Annotated in this window: 14 protein-coding genes; 8 read left to right on the forward strand and 6 right to left on the reverse strand. The window is 42.8% G+C overall.

The annotated features are described in order from the left end of the window. The first annotated feature begins 4 nt into the window (after positions 1 to 4). The 6 genes from RBI_RS00100 (at position 5) to cbiB (ending at position 8627) form a co-directional block, all read left to right on the forward strand. Entirely contained in the window at positions 5 to 1258 is a 1254-nt protein-coding gene (locus tag RBI_RS00100) for a glutamate-5-semialdehyde dehydrogenase (RefSeq protein WP_038670160.1), read from the forward strand. A 134-nt stretch (positions 1259 to 1392) separates the two neighbouring features. Then, positions 1393 to 2007 carry a TIGR04100 family radical SAM protein gene (locus RBI_RS00105; protein ID WP_242843644.1) on the forward strand — a complete coding sequence of 205 codons (615 nt, stop codon included), beginning with the start codon at positions 1393 to 1395 and terminating at the stop codon, positions 2005 to 2007. Between the two features lie 142 nt (positions 2008 to 2149). Beyond that, complete coding sequence (locus RBI_RS00110; protein WP_038670162.1) at positions 2150 to 3913, forward strand: RNA polymerase sigma factor; 1764 nt, start codon at positions 2150 to 2152, stop codon at positions 3911 to 3913. A 236-nt stretch (positions 3914 to 4149) separates the two neighbouring features. Then, positions 4150 to 6279: an RNA polymerase sigma factor gene (locus RBI_RS00115; RefSeq protein WP_038670164.1), complete on the forward strand. Its 2130-nt coding sequence runs from the start codon at positions 4150 to 4152 to the stop codon at positions 6277 to 6279. Between the two features lie 91 nt (positions 6280 to 6370). Continuing rightward, positions 6371 to 7432 (forward strand): histidinol-phosphate transaminase, encoded by a 1062-nt coding sequence (gene hisC / locus RBI_RS00120; RefSeq protein ID WP_038670166.1) that lies wholly within the window; start codon positions 6371 to 6373, stop codon positions 7430 to 7432. Between the two features lie 223 nt (positions 7433 to 7655). Then, complete coding sequence (gene cbiB, locus RBI_RS00125; protein WP_022287224.1) at positions 7656 to 8627, forward strand: adenosylcobinamide-phosphate synthase CbiB; 972 nt, start codon at positions 7656 to 7658, stop codon at positions 8625 to 8627. A 136-nt stretch (positions 8628 to 8763) separates the two neighbouring features. Here the strand turns inward: cbiB and RBI_RS13830 are convergent, their stop codons facing one another. Next, positions 8764 to 10398, reverse strand: coding sequence for a cellulase family glycosylhydrolase (locus RBI_RS13830; protein WP_051706202.1), 1635 nt, complete (start codon positions 10396 to 10398; stop codon positions 8764 to 8766). 716 nt (positions 10399 to 11114) lie between these two features. On the opposite strand from RBI_RS13830, the gene RBI_RS00135 reads away from it, so the two are divergent. After that, positions 11115 to 11855: an ABC transporter ATP-binding protein gene (locus RBI_RS00135; protein WP_022287226.1), complete on the forward strand. Its 741-nt coding sequence runs from the start codon at positions 11115 to 11117 to the stop codon at positions 11853 to 11855. Further along, the gene (locus RBI_RS00140) at positions 11842 to 13164 is read left to right on the forward strand and encodes an ABC transporter permease (protein WP_038670168.1); all 1323 of its coding nucleotides are present in this window, start codon (positions 11842 to 11844) and stop codon (positions 13162 to 13164) included. The genes RBI_RS00135 and RBI_RS00140 overlap by 14 nt, the downstream gene beginning before the upstream one ends. Before the next feature lie 152 nt (positions 13165 to 13316). Here the strand turns inward: RBI_RS00140 and RBI_RS00145 are convergent, their stop codons facing one another. The 5 genes from RBI_RS00145 to RBI_RS00165 all read right to left on the reverse strand — a co-directional run bounded on the left by RBI_RS00145 (position 13317) and on the right by RBI_RS00165 (position 17431). Beyond that, a complete protein-coding gene (locus tag RBI_RS00145) occupies positions 13317 to 13922 on the reverse strand; it encodes a hypothetical protein (protein WP_038670170.1) in 606 nt (201 codons plus the stop codon). Further along, positions 13889 to 14086, reverse strand: coding sequence for a hypothetical protein (locus RBI_RS15135; RefSeq protein WP_038670172.1), 198 nt, complete (start codon positions 14084 to 14086; stop codon positions 13889 to 13891). The genes RBI_RS00145 and RBI_RS15135 overlap by 34 nt, the downstream gene beginning before the upstream one ends. Positions 14087 to 14167: 81 nt before the next feature. After that, positions 14168 to 15385 (reverse strand): pyridoxal phosphate-dependent aminotransferase, encoded by a 1218-nt coding sequence (locus RBI_RS00155; protein ID WP_038670174.1) that lies wholly within the window; start codon positions 15383 to 15385, stop codon positions 14168 to 14170. A 1-nt stretch (position 15386) separates the two neighbouring features. After that, a complete protein-coding gene (locus RBI_RS00160; RefSeq protein WP_038670176.1) occupies positions 15387 to 15755 on the reverse strand; it encodes an MmcQ/YjbR family DNA-binding protein in 369 nt (122 codons plus the stop codon). A gap of 209 nt (positions 15756 to 15964) precedes the next feature. Further along, positions 15965 to 17431, reverse strand: a complete 1467-nt coding sequence (locus RBI_RS00165; RefSeq protein WP_038670178.1) for a S1C family serine protease — start codon at positions 17429 to 17431, stop codon at positions 15965 to 15967. Positions 17432 to 17626: the final 195 nt, after the last annotated feature.

The following is a 17626-nucleotide window of genomic DNA, read 5'->3' on the forward strand; positions in this document are numbered from 1 at the left end:
AAAAATGAGTTACATCGATATTTTGGGACAGAAAGCAAAAGCTTGCAAAAAGGATATCGCCTTCGCTTCAACAACACAGAAAAATGACGCACTTCTTGAGATCGCACATATCCTGAGAGTTTGCAAGGACGATATTATCGAAGCAAACAAGGTGGACCTTGAAAACGGCAGAATGAGGAAAATGTCTGAGGCAATGCTTGACAGACTTGCACTCAATGACAGCCGTATAGAGGGCATGGCAAAGGCTTGCGAGGAGCTTTCACAGCTTGACGACCCTGTGGGCGAGGTAGTTTCAGGCTCAACAAGACCTAACGGCATGAAGATCGAGAAAGTAAGAGTGCCAATGGGTGTTATAGGCATTATTTTTGAAGCCAGACCTAACGTTACTGTAGACGGCGCTATACTTTGCCTTAAAAGTGGAAACGCTGTTATACTCAGGGGCGGAAAGGAAGCAATAAACTCAAACAAAATGCTTGCTGACCTTATGAGAAAGGCTGTCGAAAGGGCAGGCTTCAGCCCTGATATCATTCAGCTTGTGGAGGATACTGACAGAGGCATCGCTCTTGATATGATGAAAGCTAATGATTATATTGATGTCCTTATCCCAAGGGGAGGCGCACAGCTTATAAAGGCTGTTGTACAGTCTGCCACTGTGCCTGTTATCGAGACCGGCACAGGAAACTGTCACGTTTATGTTGACGCAAGTGCGGATATAAAAATGGCTGTGAACATTGTTGATAACGGCAAGACCTCTCGTCCGTCTGTATGCAACGCAGTTGAAAGCTGTCTTGTTCACAGGGATATTGCAGAGGATTTTCTCCCGAAGCTTAAAGAAAGACTTGACAAGCACCACGTTGAGATAAGAGGCTGTGAGCTTACAAGGCAGATACTTGGCTCTGAAAACGTTACTCCTGCTGATGATGACGATTATGCAACAGAGTTTCTTGACTATATAATCTCTATCAAGGTCGTTGATGACATGGCGGAAGCCCTTGAACATATCGACAGATTTTCTACAGGACATTCTGAGTGTATCGTTACGGAAAGCCTTTTTGCCGCACAGGAATTTCAAAAGCGTGTTGATTCAGCGGCAGTATATGTAAACTGCTCAACAAGATTTACAGACGGCGGAATGTTCGGTCTTGGTGCTGAGATAGGAATTTCCACTCAGAAGCTTCATGCAAGAGGTCCTATGGGTCTTAGAGAAATGACCACCACAAAGTATCTTATCTCTGGAAAAGGACAGATAAGAGAATAGATATTAGTGAGGAGTTAGGAGTGAGGAATGAGGAATTAAGGTATCGCCTGCGGCGATGATTTCTCTGTAGGGGCGACCTTTGGTCGCCTGTCTGCTCTGATACTTTGATATATTACAAAAAAGAGGTAATTATAATGATAAAAGCTATGAATATTTCTTATGAGATAGGCGATAAGCTTTATCTCAACATCACAAACAAGTGTCCATGCAACTGCACATTCTGTATTCGTCACAACGGCGACGGTGCTTATGGCTCTGACCCACTGTGGCTTGAACATCAGCCTACTGCCGAAGAGGTAATAGACAACATCAAAAAGCGTGACCTTGACAGCTACAAGGAAATTATTTTCTGCGGCTATGGCGAGCCTACCTGTGAGCTTGAAATACTCAAAGAAACTGCAAAGTATATAAAATCTGTTACAAAGACACCTGTAAGACTCAACACAAATGGTCTTAGCGACCTTATCAACAAGCGTGAAACTCCTGCTGAGTTCAAGGGACTTGTTGATATAATCTCAATAAGCCTTAACGCTTCTGACGCAAAGGCTTATGACGAGGTAACAAGACCCTCATTCAAGGGCGTGAACTGCTTTGAAGAAATGCTCTCTTTTGCAAAAAGAGTGAAAGAGTTCGTGCCGGAGGTAATGCTCACTGTGGTTGATATAATCGGCGAAGAGGAGATAAAAAAATCTCAGGCGGTTGCTGACAGCGTGGGTATACATCTCAGAGTCAGAGAATATGTTGATTAATATTTTGTAAACAATATATTAAGTTTTATATTTGCTCAATATTCCGTTTTCAGCAAACATCTAAGTGATGTCGGAACAATAACCGAGTGCTGAAAACGGATATTTTTTTGTTCGATAATAAAAAGAAAGCTTGGTAGAAAAAATGGAAAAGGAAAAGATAAGACGTCTTGTTTTGCAGGCAGGACAGGGTGACAGGGCAGCTTTCGGTGAGCTTTACGAAGAAATGGGCAGGTCGGTATATTTTAATTGCCTGAAGCTTCTTGGAAATGCTCAGAAGGCAGAGGATATAACTCAGGACACTTTCATGAAAGCTCTTGAAAAGCTTGACAGCCTTAAAGAGCCTGAGAATTTCTCAGCATGGGTAAACCGCATTGCCATAAACAACTGCAAAATGTATTTCAGGAAAAATCCCCGCACTGCTGAGGAGGAGTCGGAAAAGATAATCGACGATACACCCGACAGCGAGCTTATCCCTGACGATTATGCCGACAGCGAAGAAAAACGCAGGATAATAATGAACATTATCGACATCGCTCTCACTGACGAACAGCGTCAGACAATAATACTTTACTATTTTGATATGATGAGCGTGGCTGAGATATCAGAGATAATGGAATGTTCTGTTGGCACTGTCACTTCCCGTCTTAGCGCTGCAAGAAAGAAGATAAGGGAGGCGGTGCTTATTTACGAAAAGAAAAACAATGACAGGCTTCATGCTGTTATGCCTATACCTGTTCTGTCAAAGATATTTATGCAGGAATGTCAGCATTTGAAGCTGCCTGAATTATCCGTTTTCAGCAAGGCGTCAGCCACGGAAGTTGTTCCCGATAAAAATACTACAATAAGTAAATCGGGAGGAAAAGGTATGTTTTCAACAGTAAAAGCAAAAGTAATAGCAGGTGTGGTCGCAGTGGCAGTAGTTGGCGGAGGTATCACAGCGGTGGTGCTTGCAAACAGAGATAAGACAGCAGATGCTGATAAGCCAAACACAGCCGTTCAGACAGACGCACAGGGGGAAGTGAACGAGCAGGAGATAGAGGACAACCTAAACGAACTTGATGAAAATGCTGATAATGAAGATAATGTTACTGACGATGATGCAAGCGGTACAAATTCAAACAGCGAGCTTGAAATGGCTGTTTACACTGTGTCTGACGAGATAAAAAATGCTGATCTTTCGTCAGGTCTTGTTCAGCTCAACGGTGACATCATGCAGGTGGGCGGATATATAAAGACGTCTGATTTCTATGCAAAATATGCTGACGAGTATAGCTTTGTATACTGCGATGGAGGTCACTATGAGGATAAAAAGGGCGAAATGCTCAATTATCGTGTAGGTGCTGACAACTATTTCGGCGGAGAATGGTGGGATAGCTATTACATGACCCTTATCCCAAAGGTCGAGCCACAGGGAGATGAGATAACGGTCTATGTTGCAAACCTCACAAACCCTGACGGACAGGTATCTCTTGCAGACAGCTATGTGGTATGGGCAGAGGAAACGCCTATGTCAAACGATATTTACACCCCTGCTTGGATACCGACCGGTATGCCAACAAGGCTTTGCTATGATGTCACAAGCACAAAGAAGCTTGATGAGATATATGACAACATAGACGATTATTCAGCACAATCAGTGCAGGATATGCTTGCTTCTCAGGGCATCTCAAAGGGCGAGAACAGCATTTCAGGCAACTATCTTTCCTATGTTTATTCACAGGGCGATATGTCAATGAGCGGAACATACTGTGTGAACAGCGACACTGACCCTGATGTTTTCGTTGCATATGTTACAGGTGAGAAAAATGCCGCAGGGCTTACACCTCTCTACAGATATCATTTTGCCTTCGATACAAATTCAAAAAAGCTTTATGAAAGCAGAATGTATCTTGCAGGTATGTTCTAAAAAACCTATCCCTCACATTTGTGGGGGATATTTTTTGCTCGTTGACAGGCATTTTGTTATGTGATATAATTATTTCGGCAATATTATAATAATAAATATTAATTATATGTAAACTATATATGAAAATTTTGAATTTGCTCAACAAATCGTCTGCGTTTTGCATCTAACTAATGTCGGGACTGATAAAACAGCGGACGAGAAAACGGCAATTCGGAAAGAAAGAGCAGGTCAAAAACATGGAAAAAGATGATATCAAAAAACTTGTATTGCAGGCGGCACAGGGAAACAAGGCGGCGTTCGGTGCGCTTTATGAAGAAACGGGCAGAACAGTGTATTTTAGCTGCCTGAAGCTTCTTGGCGACCCACAGCTTGCAGAGGATATCACTCAGGAAACTTATCTTACAGCTCTTCAAAAGCTTGGCACTCTTGCACAGCCTGAGAATTTTCCAGCATGGGTAAACAGGATAGGGATAAATCTCTGCAAAATGCACTTTAGAAACAATTCCGCCCCTGAGGACAACTCAGAGGAGATAATAGAGGAGATCCCTGACGAGGGGCTTATCCCGGAGGAATATGTGAGCAATGACGCTAAAAGAAAGATAATAATGGATATTATCGACACTGTTCTCACAGAGGAGCAAAGACAGTCGGTGATACTGTATTATTTCGATATGCTCACAGTGCCTGAGATAGCAGAGGTAATGAACTGCACCACAGGTACAGTAACTTCCCGTCTTAGTGCCGCAAGAAAAAAGATAAAGGAGGCGGTGCTTATATACGAGGAAAACAACAACGACAGACTTCATGCTGTCGTGCCTGTATTTATTCTTTCAAAGCTTCTTAATAAAGAGGCTTCAAACACCGTTCTTCCGAAACTTACCGTTTTCACAGGCTCAGCCTCAGCCGCTAATGCAGTTCCTGATAGCGTAACATCAACAAAAACTATATCGGGAGGAAAAGTAATGTTTTCAACAGTAAAAGCAAAGGTTATAGCAGGCGTTTGTGCCGTGGCAGTTGTGGGCGGAGGTATCACAGCGGCGGTAATGCTTAGTTCAAATAATAGTGATGACGATGATAATAATGATATTGTTGTTGCTTCTTCACAAAATGACAGCACAGCTTCAAAGGGCGATGAAGACGTGTCTGATACCGCTAACGATAACAAAGACAGCGACTTATATTGGATAGACAGCTTTCAGGGCGGTACGCCGTCAGATACTTTGCCGCAGGATATTTTCGGCAGCAAAATATCAGTGCCTGTTGACCTTAGTGCCATAGACGGCGGCAATGCCAATATGAAAATGTACGGCGACGATATCGGCAGATCTAGTGATATTATGAGCGTTGATAAAATGATAGGTGAAAACAGTGACGTTGAGATAACCTTCGTTTCATCAGATGAGAGCCAAACAAACTACGATCTTACCGGTGCAAACCCATTTGACCGTGACGCAAGTGTGGCTGACATTCTCAAGGAAAACAGCTGGAGCATTACCATACCTTTAGAAGAGGCTGTGGATACCTCCGGCTGGGAGTATGAAAGCTACGGCTGCTACAGCAATAAAGAAGATCTTGATAAAATAATCGACAAAATGGGCTGCCCTACAAGCATTTATATGAACAGCGAATATGACGGCATGGACAATTACAAATGCTATACAATGTATTGGGAGAACGTTGACTATACAATTTCACTCGGTGTGGTGGAAACATATGAAAATTACGAAGAGTATGACGTAGTGCTTGATTACTTCTCGGTTTCCGATTTCACATACTACAGCAAAAACTATCCGCAGGAAGAAATACACGAAAAAGACGGAGAGGCTGTTTTCACATCTGAGTATACAGGCATAACAACACCGGGCGAGAGCACTGTAAACACTGATGAGAACAGAGTAAAGGTATATGATGACCTCAAGACCCTTGACCTTACTTCAGACGCTGCTCTGCCTAAGGATATAAGCGTAAGCTATAAGGGCATAGACCACGTTTTCACAGGCACTGAGCTTATTGATGATGTAAGAGAAGAAATGGTGGATACCCCTGACGATGAATACGAGTCTGCTCTTTGCTACGGAAAAACAAGCTCGACTGTGGATAATATCATCATCTTCGATTTCTGGCTCAACAGCGATCATACCCTCCATAAGATAAGAATGAGTTTCACCACCGAAAGCGACTGCTCAATATTCGGTATAACAAAAAATTCAACTCCTGAGGAGATGGCTGCGATTCTCGGCACACCTGAGGTCAGCGACAGAAACGGCAAAGATCAGTTTCTTGATTGGAAGAGCGATTCCATGAGCGTGAACGCATATTACTATGACGGCGTTTTGCAGTCTATACAGGCTTACTTTGAAAGCTAGGCGGCTTTTATTTGACAACATAAGCGGTATGTGCTATAATATTTTATATTAATGCTTTACTATGATAAAATATAGAAAGGGATAATGTAAAATGAGCGAGAAGCTTTGGAGAAAAAACCTTATAAATATAGAGCCATACGTTGCAGGGGAACAGCCTAAAAACGATAAGATAATAAAGCTCAATGCTAATGAGAACCCTTATCCGCCGTCACCAAAGGTAAAGGCGATATTGGAGGGGAAAACTATTGCGGAGCTTAGAAAATACCCTAGTGCTGACGCGTCTGTTCTTAGGGCAGCGCTTGCGGAGCGTGTGGGACTGAAAAGCGAAAATGTTTTCTGCGGAAACGGCTCAGACGATGTGCTTGCCACAGCTTTCAGAGCGTTTTTCAACTCTGATAAGCCTATACTTTATCCTGATATAACTTACTCTTTCTATCCCGTTTGGTGTGAGCTTTTGAAAATACCATACAAGACTAAGAGCGTTGACGATGATTTTGTAATAAATATCGAGGACTTCAAAGAGCCTAACGGCGGCGTTGTTATCCCTAACCCTAATGCACCGACAAGCCTTGGTGTGGGTGAGAAATTTATAAGAGAACTTCTTGAAAACAATCAGGACAGCATTGTTATAATCGACGAGGCATATGTGGATTTCGGCAGGTATTCCTGCGTTGAGCTTGTGAAAGAATATGACAATTTGGTCGTAACGCAGACTTTCTCAAAGTCACGTTCCCTTGCAGGCATGAGAGTGGGCATGGCGTTCGCAAGTGCCGAGCTTATCAGCTATATGCAGGCTGTGAAAGACTCATACAATTCCTATCCTCTCGACCAGATAGCCATAGAAACTGCCGTTGCAAGCCTTTCTGACGAGGATTATTTCAAGGCGACAGTTGAAAAGGTCAAGGCAACAAGGGATAGAACAGCGAAAAAAATGCGTGAAATGGGCTTCAACGTCCTTGACAGCGAAACGAATTTTCTCTTTGCACAGCATGAAAAGCTCTCTGCAAAGGAGATCTTCACATACCTCCGTGAAAATGGTATCTTCGTGAGATACTTCAACAAGCCGAGAATAGATAACTTTCTGAGAATTACTATCGGCACAGACGAGGAAATGGAGCTTATGCTTGAAAAGCTTTCGGAGATATGCAAATAATATAGTTATCACAAAAGCTTATGGATATATCTATTCAGTGTAGGGGCAAACAGTGTTCGCACCTTAGTTTCTGATTTTTTTGAAAGACTTTTGTTCGGGCGGCTCTGACCGCCCTTTTTTGTGCCTTATCCCTTAAAATCAAAGCATAAAGGTATTGAAAATCAGAAAATGTTGTGATATAATTATCATAAGTAATTATTGCCTGAAGAAAGGATATGTATATATGTTGATAAATTCACTGGCGGCGCTTGCGCTTGGCTTTGCGCTGGATATGCTCCTTGGCGACCCTGAAGTAGTGGTCTATCCTCAGTATTTTATAAAAAAGCTTGTGGCAAAGCTTGATAAGTCTTTCAGAAACAGCTATAAAAACACCCCCGAAGCACAGCGCATGGCAGGTCTTATGATGACTGTGATAGTGCTTCTTATAGTTGCCGCTGTGGCATTGCTTCTTCTATTCGTGGGCTATAAGCTAAATGCCGCACTTGGCATCTTCCTCGAGGGCATAATGTGCTGGTCAGCACTTTCTGTAAAGTCCCTTAAAACTGCGGCAGGGGGAGTGATGCGTGCTGCAAGGGCAGGCAATCTTTCTTCTGCACAGCGCAAGGTAAAAAAAGTGACCTTCCGTGACACCGACGATATGAACATTGACGCTGTTATAAAAAGCACGGTGGAGTCGGTTGCAGAGAACACCACAGATTGGGCGGTCGCACCTATTTTCTGGTCTGCGATATTCGGCGGTCTGGGCGGAATACTCTACAGAACAGTGAATATTATCGACAATACAGTGGGCTATAAAACAGACACATACATAAACTTCGGCAAATTTCCTGCAAAGCTCGACGACGTTCTCAGCTTTATACCTGCAAGAATAGCCGCCCTGCTTATGAAAATGAACGTTTCTTATCTTCACCTTGACAGCAAGAACGCTTCTCAGGTATACAAAAAAGACAGAAGAAAATCCCCTAGTCCTAATTCAGCGCAAACTCAGTCGGTGTGTGCAGGTGCATTGGGTATCCAGCTTGGCAGTGATGAGTATTACGGCGGACAGCTTGTAAGAAAGCCTGTTATAGGCAGAAATCTAAAGCCATGCGAGCCTAACGATATATTCTGGGCAAATCAGCTTTTGCTTGGCACATCGTTCTATGCTATGCTTTTTACAGCCGTTATAAGAACGGCACTGTTCTTTGTGATATGATATAAAATAACAATAGCCGAGAGGTAAATGCCCCTCGGCTTTGTTTTTATAGTGTAGAGGCGACCTTGGGTCGCCCGCTTATCGTTAGTTTCTGTGCAAAAAAAAGACCTCCCACCAAGAGAGGTCTTTTGTGTTATCAGTGGTTTCTGTACCAATCACGAATGAACTTGCCGCTTGCTGTGAGCTGTGAAGTGCCGCTCTTTATAGCTTTGAGGTTCGTACCGCTATTGAATGCGGAAGCCGTTTCGCTCTTTCCACAGGCTGACCAGTTTATGTAGCCTACTTTTAGTGAGTCGAGAAGCTTGAGCCATTTTGTGCTTTCTGTTGAGTTATATCCGCCGTTTCCGCTTGCGTCGCAAGTTCCGAACTCAGATACAAGAACAGGAAGTCCCTTTTTGTAGCAGTTCTGAAGTCTGTTTCTCAGCCAATCAGTGTGAGTGTTTGCATAGAAGTGAAGAGCATAAACGCAGTTTTTGTCTGAAAGCTTGTTGCCAAGCACCTGATCTATGTCCTGACTCCATGTGCCTGTACCGCAAATTATGATAGCGTCACTGTCGTATTTTCTGATAGTGCTTACAACGCTCTGGCAGTAACTTTTTATGCCGCCTGTCCATGTTACACCGCCGTTAGGCTCGTTGCAGATCTCGTAAATAACGTTATTGTAGTCCTTGTAGGTCTTAGCCATTTCTGTGAAGAACTTGATAGCGTCATTTTTGTGGTTGTTAGGGTTTTGGTCACTGAGAACGTGCCAGTCGATTATAGCATACATTCCAAGAGACTTTGCGTTCTCAACGCCTGTCTTGACTTTCTGCTTTGCCTGTGCCTGATACTTGCCGTTCTCGGTGCAGTAGCCACCCCATTCTTCTGTGTACATTGCAATTCTTATAGTGTTGACCTTCCAGTCATCTCTCAGCACTTTAAGAGAGTCCTTTGTAAGGATATCGGAGAAATCTTCCCACATGATGCCGTGAGTTGACATACCCTTTATCTTGAATACCTTGCCGTTCTTGTCAACAATATTTGCACCCTTTACAGAAAGCTGACCATGCTGTGAAACTGGGGTCACAACAGCAGGAGCTTTAGATGTGGTAGCCGATACCTCTGCAGAATATTTTCCGTAGTGGTTGGCTTTCTTGTCGTCTGTCTTGCAGGCTCTTATCTTGAACTTGTATGTGGTCTTTTGGCTGAGATTTTTTACAGTGTAGCTTGTGCCTGTGGTCTTCGCGATCTCTTTCCACTGACCATTTTTAAGCTGAAATACTCTGTAATTTGTGCATCCTATTTTTGTCCATGAAAGCTTTACGCTGTCATAGGAAACGCTTGATACTTTAAGACCCTTTGCAGGCTGTGGGTTCGTGGCGGTGTTCCAGTTGTCGGAATATGCACCGTATACCTTTTTTCCTTTCACGGTCTTGTAGGCTCTTACCTTGAAGTTTTCACGGGTAGCATTTGGCAGATTTTTCACAGTGTATGTGAGGGTCGAGCCACTTTTTACGTCTGCGATCTGCGGATATTTACCGTTTTTTCTCATACAAACTGAGTATCCCGAAGCTCCGCTGACCTTTTTCCAGCTAAGCTTTATCTCGCTGTTGCTAAGTGTTTTTGAAGTAAGCCCTGTGACTTTTCCGACGCTTGCCGCCTCAACAGTTATCGCCGTCTGCGAAAGAAGCGGCGTTTCGTCCACAGCAGGCAGTGCCGCCGCAGCCGACATGAGTGTTACCGAAGTCAGCAGCACAGCGGCGGCTTTCTTCAGGCTGATTAATTTTACCATAATTTTTCCTCCAATAATGAATATTGTAACTTTTCATTCATATTTATTATAAGTTTAACATATTTTCATTCGTTTGTAAACAGCAAAAGCCTATTTTAAAACTTAAATACTTCACAAATTTTAAATTCGTTCATTGGTGAAAATGTAATAAATCCTCCCTATTTACTATAGAAGTACGAAAAATGAATAAATTACAAATGATTAAAAAACGGTAACAAGAGCTTTTTTGGACAGTTGAAAACTACAGTTGAAAACTTTTGAAAATGTTGAAAACTATGTTGAAAATGTTTAAAACTCATGCTATAACAGCAATTTGGTGTTGAAAATAATAAAGTTTTCAACAATCGTCCGTTTTTTTACCCTTGTCTGTAACCAAAATGTAATCAAATCATTACATTGTGATATCCAAAAAAACGTACTTGAAAGAGTTGAAAATGTACAGAATATTATTTGATTTGTAATCATTGTGTAACGTGGTTTACTTTATCTCACAAAGTAAGTGAATTTTACATTCTAACGCATAAATAATAAAAATCATGCCTGTTTTGGTGAAAACCGCTATTGACATCGTGCCGTAGACAGTGTATACTGTTAGTAAACCATATTTACATAACAGTGCATGACAAATGTCAATTGACAGTTGGAACGTGGTGTGCTATACTTGATTTATTCACAAAAAATACAATGATACAGACAAAGAAAGGAATGGGAAAACGATGGAAACCGTTTTACAGGTCAAAGGGCTTTCAAAGCAGTACAAAAAAGGCATTTACGCCTCCCATAACGTCACTTTTGACGTTGGAAAGGGCGAGATATTTGCGCTGATAGGTCCAAACGGTGCAGGAAAGACCACGACCATAAGAATGATATCAACACTTTTGCAGGCAACAGAGGGCGACGCTATCGTGGCAGGTCATAGTATTCTCACTGAACCTGATATGGTAAGAAAAAGCATTACATACCTCCCTGACGAGGCTGGTGCGTATAAGACCATGACAGGCAGAGAATATCTGGAGTTCATGGCTTCTATCTATGCCGACAACGGAGAACAGGCTTACGAGTTTGTTAAGCGTGGCTGTGAGATATGCGAGCTTGGTGACAGGCTTAACGATAAAATATCAAATTATTCCCGTGGTATGGCAAGAAAGCTTCTCCTTGCAAGGGCGATAATGCCGCTCCCTGCACTGGCTATCCTTGACGAGCCGACTTCGGGACTTGATATCATAAACGCCCTTGAAATAAGAAGAATGATAAGAAAGCTTGCTTCTGAGGGCATGAGCTTTCTGCTTTCTTCCCACAATATGCTTGAAATAGAGTATGTTTCAGACAGAGTGGGTATTATTGCAAAGGGTGAGTTGCTGGAAGTCGGCAAGCCTGCGGAGCTTATTGAAAAATATGGCGCTCAGAACCTTGAAGAAGTCTTTGAAAGGGTGGTGCTTGACCGTGAAGTTTTATAGTCTTTTCCGCAAGGAATTAAAGGAAATGCTCAGCCTGCAAACTATTATAACAATGATAGTCACAGTAGTGGTGCTTGTTATGGCAGGTCAGGCAATGTCAGGGGCAATAAGCGACAGTGCCGAAAAGGCTTCCGACCTTACTATCTGCGACCTTGACAAAACAGAGTTCACAGAAAACGTTTTAAACTCTCTGAAAGCTACCGCAAAGGCTGGTGACGGCAAGATAACAGTTGTAGATATAAAGTCTGACGACTATGCCGCAGAGCTTAAAAGGCTCGATCAGGACAGCGTTGTGATAATACCAAAAGGCTTTACAGAGCAGGTAAAACAGCATAAAAAGGCAGACGTTGGATATGTTCAGAGAATGACCTCTCTTGCGACCATGTCAAATATAAATACAGGCTCAGACACTGCCCTTGCAGTTATACAGCAGGCAGTAAAATCAACTATCTATCAGGATAAGCTTTCAAGCGGCGCAATGACAGAGGACGAAATGAATCAGCTTGAAGACCCTGTACTGCTTTCTGAAACAACGGTTGTTGGCGACAAGGCAGATAAAGTGAGCAGTTCTGTAGTGATGTCCCTTTGCTCGGCACAAAGCATGGTAGTGCCTATAATAATGTTCGTTCTTATAATGTTCTCGGCTCAGATGATACTTAGCGCGATCTCTACCGAGAAAATAGACAAGACCCTTGAAACGCTTCTTTCCGCACCTGTTTCAAGACTTTCAGTCCTTGCGTCAAAAATGCTTGCCGCAGGTGTTGTTGCGGCTTTGCAGGCTGTGGTCTATATGTTCGGCATGAGCAAAATGACAGGCGGTCTTACTGAGGGCATGGGAGATACCTCAGCATATGAATCTGCAATGGAAAACCTTGGTCTTACTATGAGCGTCGGACAGTATGTTCTTGTGGGAATACAGATGTTTGTGTCTATCCTTATCTCATTGTCACTCTCAATGGTATTAGGAGCACTTGCAAAAGACGCAAAATCTGCCCAGACAATGCTTTTGCCTATAACCTTCTCCGCAATGATACCATATCTTCTTGCAATGGTAGTTGATATCAGAACGCTTTCACCTGTTATAAAGTATATCGTCTATGCTATACCGTTCACCCATACCTTTATGGCAAGCGAGAACGTAATGTTTGGCAACTACAGCTTTTATGCAGGGGGACTTATCTATCAGATAGTGCTTCTTGTAGTGTGCATGACTGTCGCACTGAAAATCTTCATGAGCGACAAGATATTCACAATGTCAATAGGCGGAAAGCAGAGAACAAGAAAGTCATTTGCTTTTAAGAAGAGATAATATCACATAAAAGCGTATAATTACGCCACTTATATGTAGAGGAGCGACTCAATTTCTGTTTAACAGAAATACGACGTCCCACCATATAGGTTTTATCGCAAAACAAAAAACCGCTGCGGATTTTTCTCCGTGGCGGTTTTGCTTTGTGCTATTTAATTTTCTGAAGTTTTAAGCCCCGTGTCCTCGTCAACAATGCCGTTATCCTGCGTGATATTGAAAATGCACCATTTTCCGCTGCATTTTCCAACGTAGATGTAAAGCTTTGCGTCCTCACTGCCCTTTGAGCCTTTGAAAGTCACGTTCGTTACTATCTCATAAGCCTCTGAAACATTCGGTGCAGAGCCGTAAAAGCTTTTGTATTCGCTCAGGTCATATTCAGATTTTTTAAGCTTTGTTTCTCTGCCGAAAGATACGTCGATAGTGTAATCAGAACCATAGCTTTCAATGAAATCACCGTAAAGGACTTCTTTCATGACCTGCTCTTTGCCATATCCGCCTTCGGTTCGCTGCTGTTCGTATTCGTTCTTCATCTCTTTCGGAAAGCACTCCACGAATGAGTCGAAATCGCTTGTCTGTATGGACTTGAAGTATTTTTCTATTACCTCTGTCTTTGTGGAGCTGAAAATAACTCCGCTTTTGTATAGCACAGCCACGATAACGCCTATAACAACTACCGCCACAATGGCAAGGGTCTTTTTGCCTGCGTTGGGATCATAGTGACGCTTTATCTCAGTGTCCTCTTTTTTTCCTTTTCCCACTCGGCGTAAAGCTCTTTTTCCTCCTCCGTCCTGAAACGTTCAGGCTTTGTGGGCTTTTTGTATTTGTCGGCGGCGTGGGTCTTTAAGTTTGGGTCGCCATAGCCGCACTTGTCGCAGTGATCTCCCTCATAATAGTTTCCACATGATTTGCAAAGTTTTGACATTTTTGTACCTCGTGTCTGTGTTTGTAGATGTATGGTATGAGCATAAAAGCATATTGGGCGAACACTGTCCGCTCTACAGTTTTACTTCTGCTTGTAGTCTTTGAGGAAATCTCTCATTTCATTCATGGAGTATTCAAGATCCTCAAGCTTAGGAAGATAAACTATCCTGAAATGGTCAGGCTGTTCCCAGTGGAAGCCGCCGCCATGAACAAGAAGTATCTTCTTCTCACGGAGAAAATCAAGCACGAACTGCTCGTCATTTGTGATGTTGAAACGCTTTGCGTCTATCTTAGGGAAGATATAGAATGCCGCCTTAGGCTTTACAGCCGACAGACCGTCAATGCTGTTAAGTGCGTTGTAGATATACTCTCTCTGATCGTAGATACGTCCCCCCGGCAGGAGCAGATCGTCAGTTTTTGTGTAATCACCAAGAGCATATTTGATTATATACTGGCTCGGTACATTTGAACAAAGCCTCATGCTTGAAAGCATATTAAGACCCTCTATGTAGCCTTTTACTCTGCTCTTATCACCGCTAAGGGTCATCCAGCCTACACGGAAGCCTGCGATACGATGTGACTTTGAAAGTCCGTTAAGAGTGATGCAGAAAACGTCAGGGCAAAGTGAAGCGATAGAAGTATGCTCAACGCCGTCCATAAGAAGTCTGTCATATATCTCGTCTGAGAATATGATAAGCTCATGACGTCTTGCCATGTCTGCTATCTTTTCAAGTATCTCTTTTGGATATACCGCACCTGTCGGGTTGTTAGGGTTGATGATAACGATAGCCTTTGTCTTGTTTGTTATCTTCTTTTCCATGTCCTCAAGGTCAGGATACCATTCGGAGCTTTCATCACAAATATAGTGAACGGCAGTACCACCTGCAAGAGTAACGGAAGCTGTCCAAAGCGGATAGTCAGGGGCAGGAACAAGCACCTCGTCGCCGTTGTTGAGAAGACCCTGCATTACCATTGTGATAAGCTCGGAAACACCGTTTCCGGTGTAGATATCGTTAAGACTTTCAACAGGTATGCCCTTGAAGTGTGCATAATCATAAATAGCCTGTCTTGCTTCTGTTATGCCCTTTGAGTCGGAATAGCCCTGAGCGTTTCTCAGATTGTCTGTCATTGCCTGTATTATCTCGTCAGGGGCATTGAATGCAAACGGAGCAGGGTTTCCGATATTGAGCTTGAATATCTTCTCTCCCTTTGCTATCATTTCATTTGCTTCGTCCATAACAGGACCTCTTATATCATAACACACGTTATCAAGCTTGCTTGATTTTGAAAAAGTTCTCATTTTATAAAGCTTCCTTTCGCTTTTTGGTTTTCTTTTTATCTTTACTCTTTGTAAGCTCAAAGCTTCTGAGGGTAAGATCTTCTATCTCCTCTGTTGGCACGTCGCTGTCGAGATACAATGTTATCCAGTGGACCTTGTTCATGTGATAAGCTTCCGTCACGCCCTCGTAGATATCCCTGTAAAACAGCACTTCTTCGGGTTTTAGCTTTAAGTTTACTATCCACCTGTCATTGTGGAACATCAAAAGCCCGAACCACTTTTTCGTGTCCCAGTGGCGCAGTGCAGTGGACTGAAAGTCCTCGTTGAAAGGCTGGTCATATGTCGCACCTGCAATAGAGCCGCAAAAGTCAAGATATTCTTCTTTTGTCATAAAATCACCGACCTTTGCAAAATAAAGAAGTGTACTCGTTTAAGGCAATACCGTCAGGCGGGCTTTGCCTTAATAGTATACCTTATTATAATAACACTGCTTTGACCCTCTGTCAAGAAGAAAGTCAAGAAAAAAGCTGTCCCGATCTCTCGGAACAGCTCTTTCCCTGAAGTAAAAGAATATGAAAAATATGAAGAAAGCTTTGTTATTTAGAAACCATAGCCGTAATTATAGCCGCCAAGACCATTGCCATAGTTTCCATAGTAATCGTTGTAGTCGTCGTTGTTATTATTATTGTTATTGTTGTTCTGGTCGTTGTCATTTGACTCAGAAGTGTCCTCTGTGGATTCGCCGAGAACAACGTCAACATTTATCATTTTCTTGTTTCTGTATATAGTAAGCTGAACAGTGTCACCGACTTTGCACTTGTTCTTTATTTCATTCAGCTCGCTGATGTTTGATATAACAGTTCCGTTTATGCCTATAACGATATCATTTTCCTGAATACCAGCCTTTTCAGAACCGCTTCCCTTAGTAACGCTCTTTACAAGGAAGCCCTGTGGGATACCATAGTATGATGAATATGCGCTTGTGATGTCTGTGCCTGAAATTCCAAGGCTAGGTCTGCCTGTAACGTAACCGTTCTTCATAAGGTCCTCAACAATAGGGAGCGCCTCGTCGATAGGGATAGCAAACCCAAGTCCCTCGCCCACAGATGATGATACCTTTGCAGAGGTGATGCCTATTACCTGACCATATGCGTTGATGAGTGGTCCGCCTGAGTTACCGCTGTTGATAGAAGCGTCTGTCTGGATAAGATTCATTGTCCTGTCCTCAACAGTGAGCGTTCTGTCTGTTGCGGAGATTATACCTGCTGTTACAGAGTTTGCAAGTGAGAAGCCAAGTGGGTTGCCTATTACGATAGAAGCTTCACCTACCTGAAGATCTGCAGATGTGCCGAACTCAGCGGCTGTAAGTCCCTTTGCGTCTATCTTCAAAACTGCGATATCAGTCTGAGTGTCTTTGCCTACAAGGGTAGCTGTGTATGTGAGGTTGTCCTCATCGTCATCAGAGCTGCTGTCAGAGCTTGATTTGCTGTCATCTGATTTGCTTGAAGTATCGTTGTAGCTGTCAGGAAGCACAACTGAAATAGACTGTGCACCATCAACAACGTGTGCGTTGGTTACGATGTAGCCGTCCTCGCTCATTACGATACCTGAACCTGTTGCAGTGCCGTTTGAAAGGATACAGGAGATGCCTACAACAGAAGGTGAGACCTTCTTTACTATCTCAGGGATAGTCAGTGCGTCGGACGGAGTTGAGAGCTGCTGGATAGTTGGCAGATTTGAACGGTCAACAGTGCTTTTTGCACTGTTTGATGAGCTGTCGTCCTTTGAAACAACGGTGCCGTTGTTTGAAGAGCCTACAGCGTTCTTTCCTGTAACAAGATTGTAGCCTACAATGGAAGTAGTTCCGATAGCTGCAACGCAAAGCACTGCAATAATGCCTGAAAGCACCTTCTTGCCCTTTGACTTTTTCTTATTAGGATTGTATGTGAACTCATTCATGCTGCCTGCCTGAGCCTGATATTGATTATATCCGTTTTGCTGTGTATAGCTATTCTCAAAATTGTTATTATTGTTATCATTGAAGTTGTTGTTTCTGTATTCATTCATGATGAAAACCTCCTGGTATGTCAGCGGCGTGAGCCGTGGTAGTCAATTTTAACCGCCCCTTGTGGGGCTTTCTTGTTTCGTTATCTAATATTATACTTGTTTATGTGAAAACTGTATGATAAATAGGACAATGTTTAATGTTTTTTACGGGAATATTACGTCATATTGCAGGCTTATTTCTTTCACATTTGGCTT

Source organism: Ruminococcus bicirculans (ex Wegman et al. 2014) (assembly GCF_000723465.1).
Classification (GTDB): Bacteria; Bacillota; Clostridia; order Oscillospirales; family Ruminococcaceae; genus Hominimerdicola; species Hominimerdicola aceti.

Coding starts and splice junctions, on each gene's coding strand:
- hisC (WP_038670166.1), top strand. CDS start 6,371: ATGAGCGAGAAGCTTTGGAGAAAAAACCTTATAAATATAGAGCCATAC.
- RBI_RS13830 (WP_051706202.1), bottom strand. CDS start 10,398: ATGGTAAAATTAATCAGCCTGAAGAAAGCCGCCGCTGTGCTGCTGACT.
- RBI_RS00110 (WP_038670162.1), top strand. CDS start 2,150: ATGGAAAAGGAAAAGATAAGACGTCTTGTTTTGCAGGCAGGACAGGGT.
- RBI_RS00155 (WP_038670174.1), bottom strand. CDS start 15,385: ATGAGAACTTTTTCAAAATCAAGCAAGCTTGATAACGTGTGTTATGAT.
- cbiB (WP_022287224.1), top strand. CDS start 7,656: ATGTTGATAAATTCACTGGCGGCGCTTGCGCTTGGCTTTGCGCTGGAT.
- RBI_RS15135 (WP_038670172.1), bottom strand. CDS start 14,086: ATGTCAAAACTTTGCAAATCATGTGGAAACTATTATGAGGGAGATCAC.
- RBI_RS00160 (WP_038670176.1), bottom strand. CDS start 15,755: ATGACAAAAGAAGAATATCTTGACTTTTGCGGCTCTATTGCAGGTGCG.
- RBI_RS00135 (WP_022287226.1), top strand. CDS start 11,115: ATGGAAACCGTTTTACAGGTCAAAGGGCTTTCAAAGCAGTACAAAAAA.
- RBI_RS00115 (WP_038670164.1), top strand. CDS start 4,150: ATGGAAAAAGATGATATCAAAAAACTTGTATTGCAGGCGGCACAGGGA.
- RBI_RS00100 (WP_038670160.1), top strand. CDS start 5: ATGAGTTACATCGATATTTTGGGACAGAAAGCAAAAGCTTGCAAAAAG.
- RBI_RS00105 (WP_242843644.1), top strand. CDS start 1,393: ATGATAAAAGCTATGAATATTTCTTATGAGATAGGCGATAAGCTTTAT.
- RBI_RS00165 (WP_038670178.1), bottom strand. CDS start 17,431: ATGAATGAATACAGAAACAACAACTTCAATGATAACAATAATAACAAT.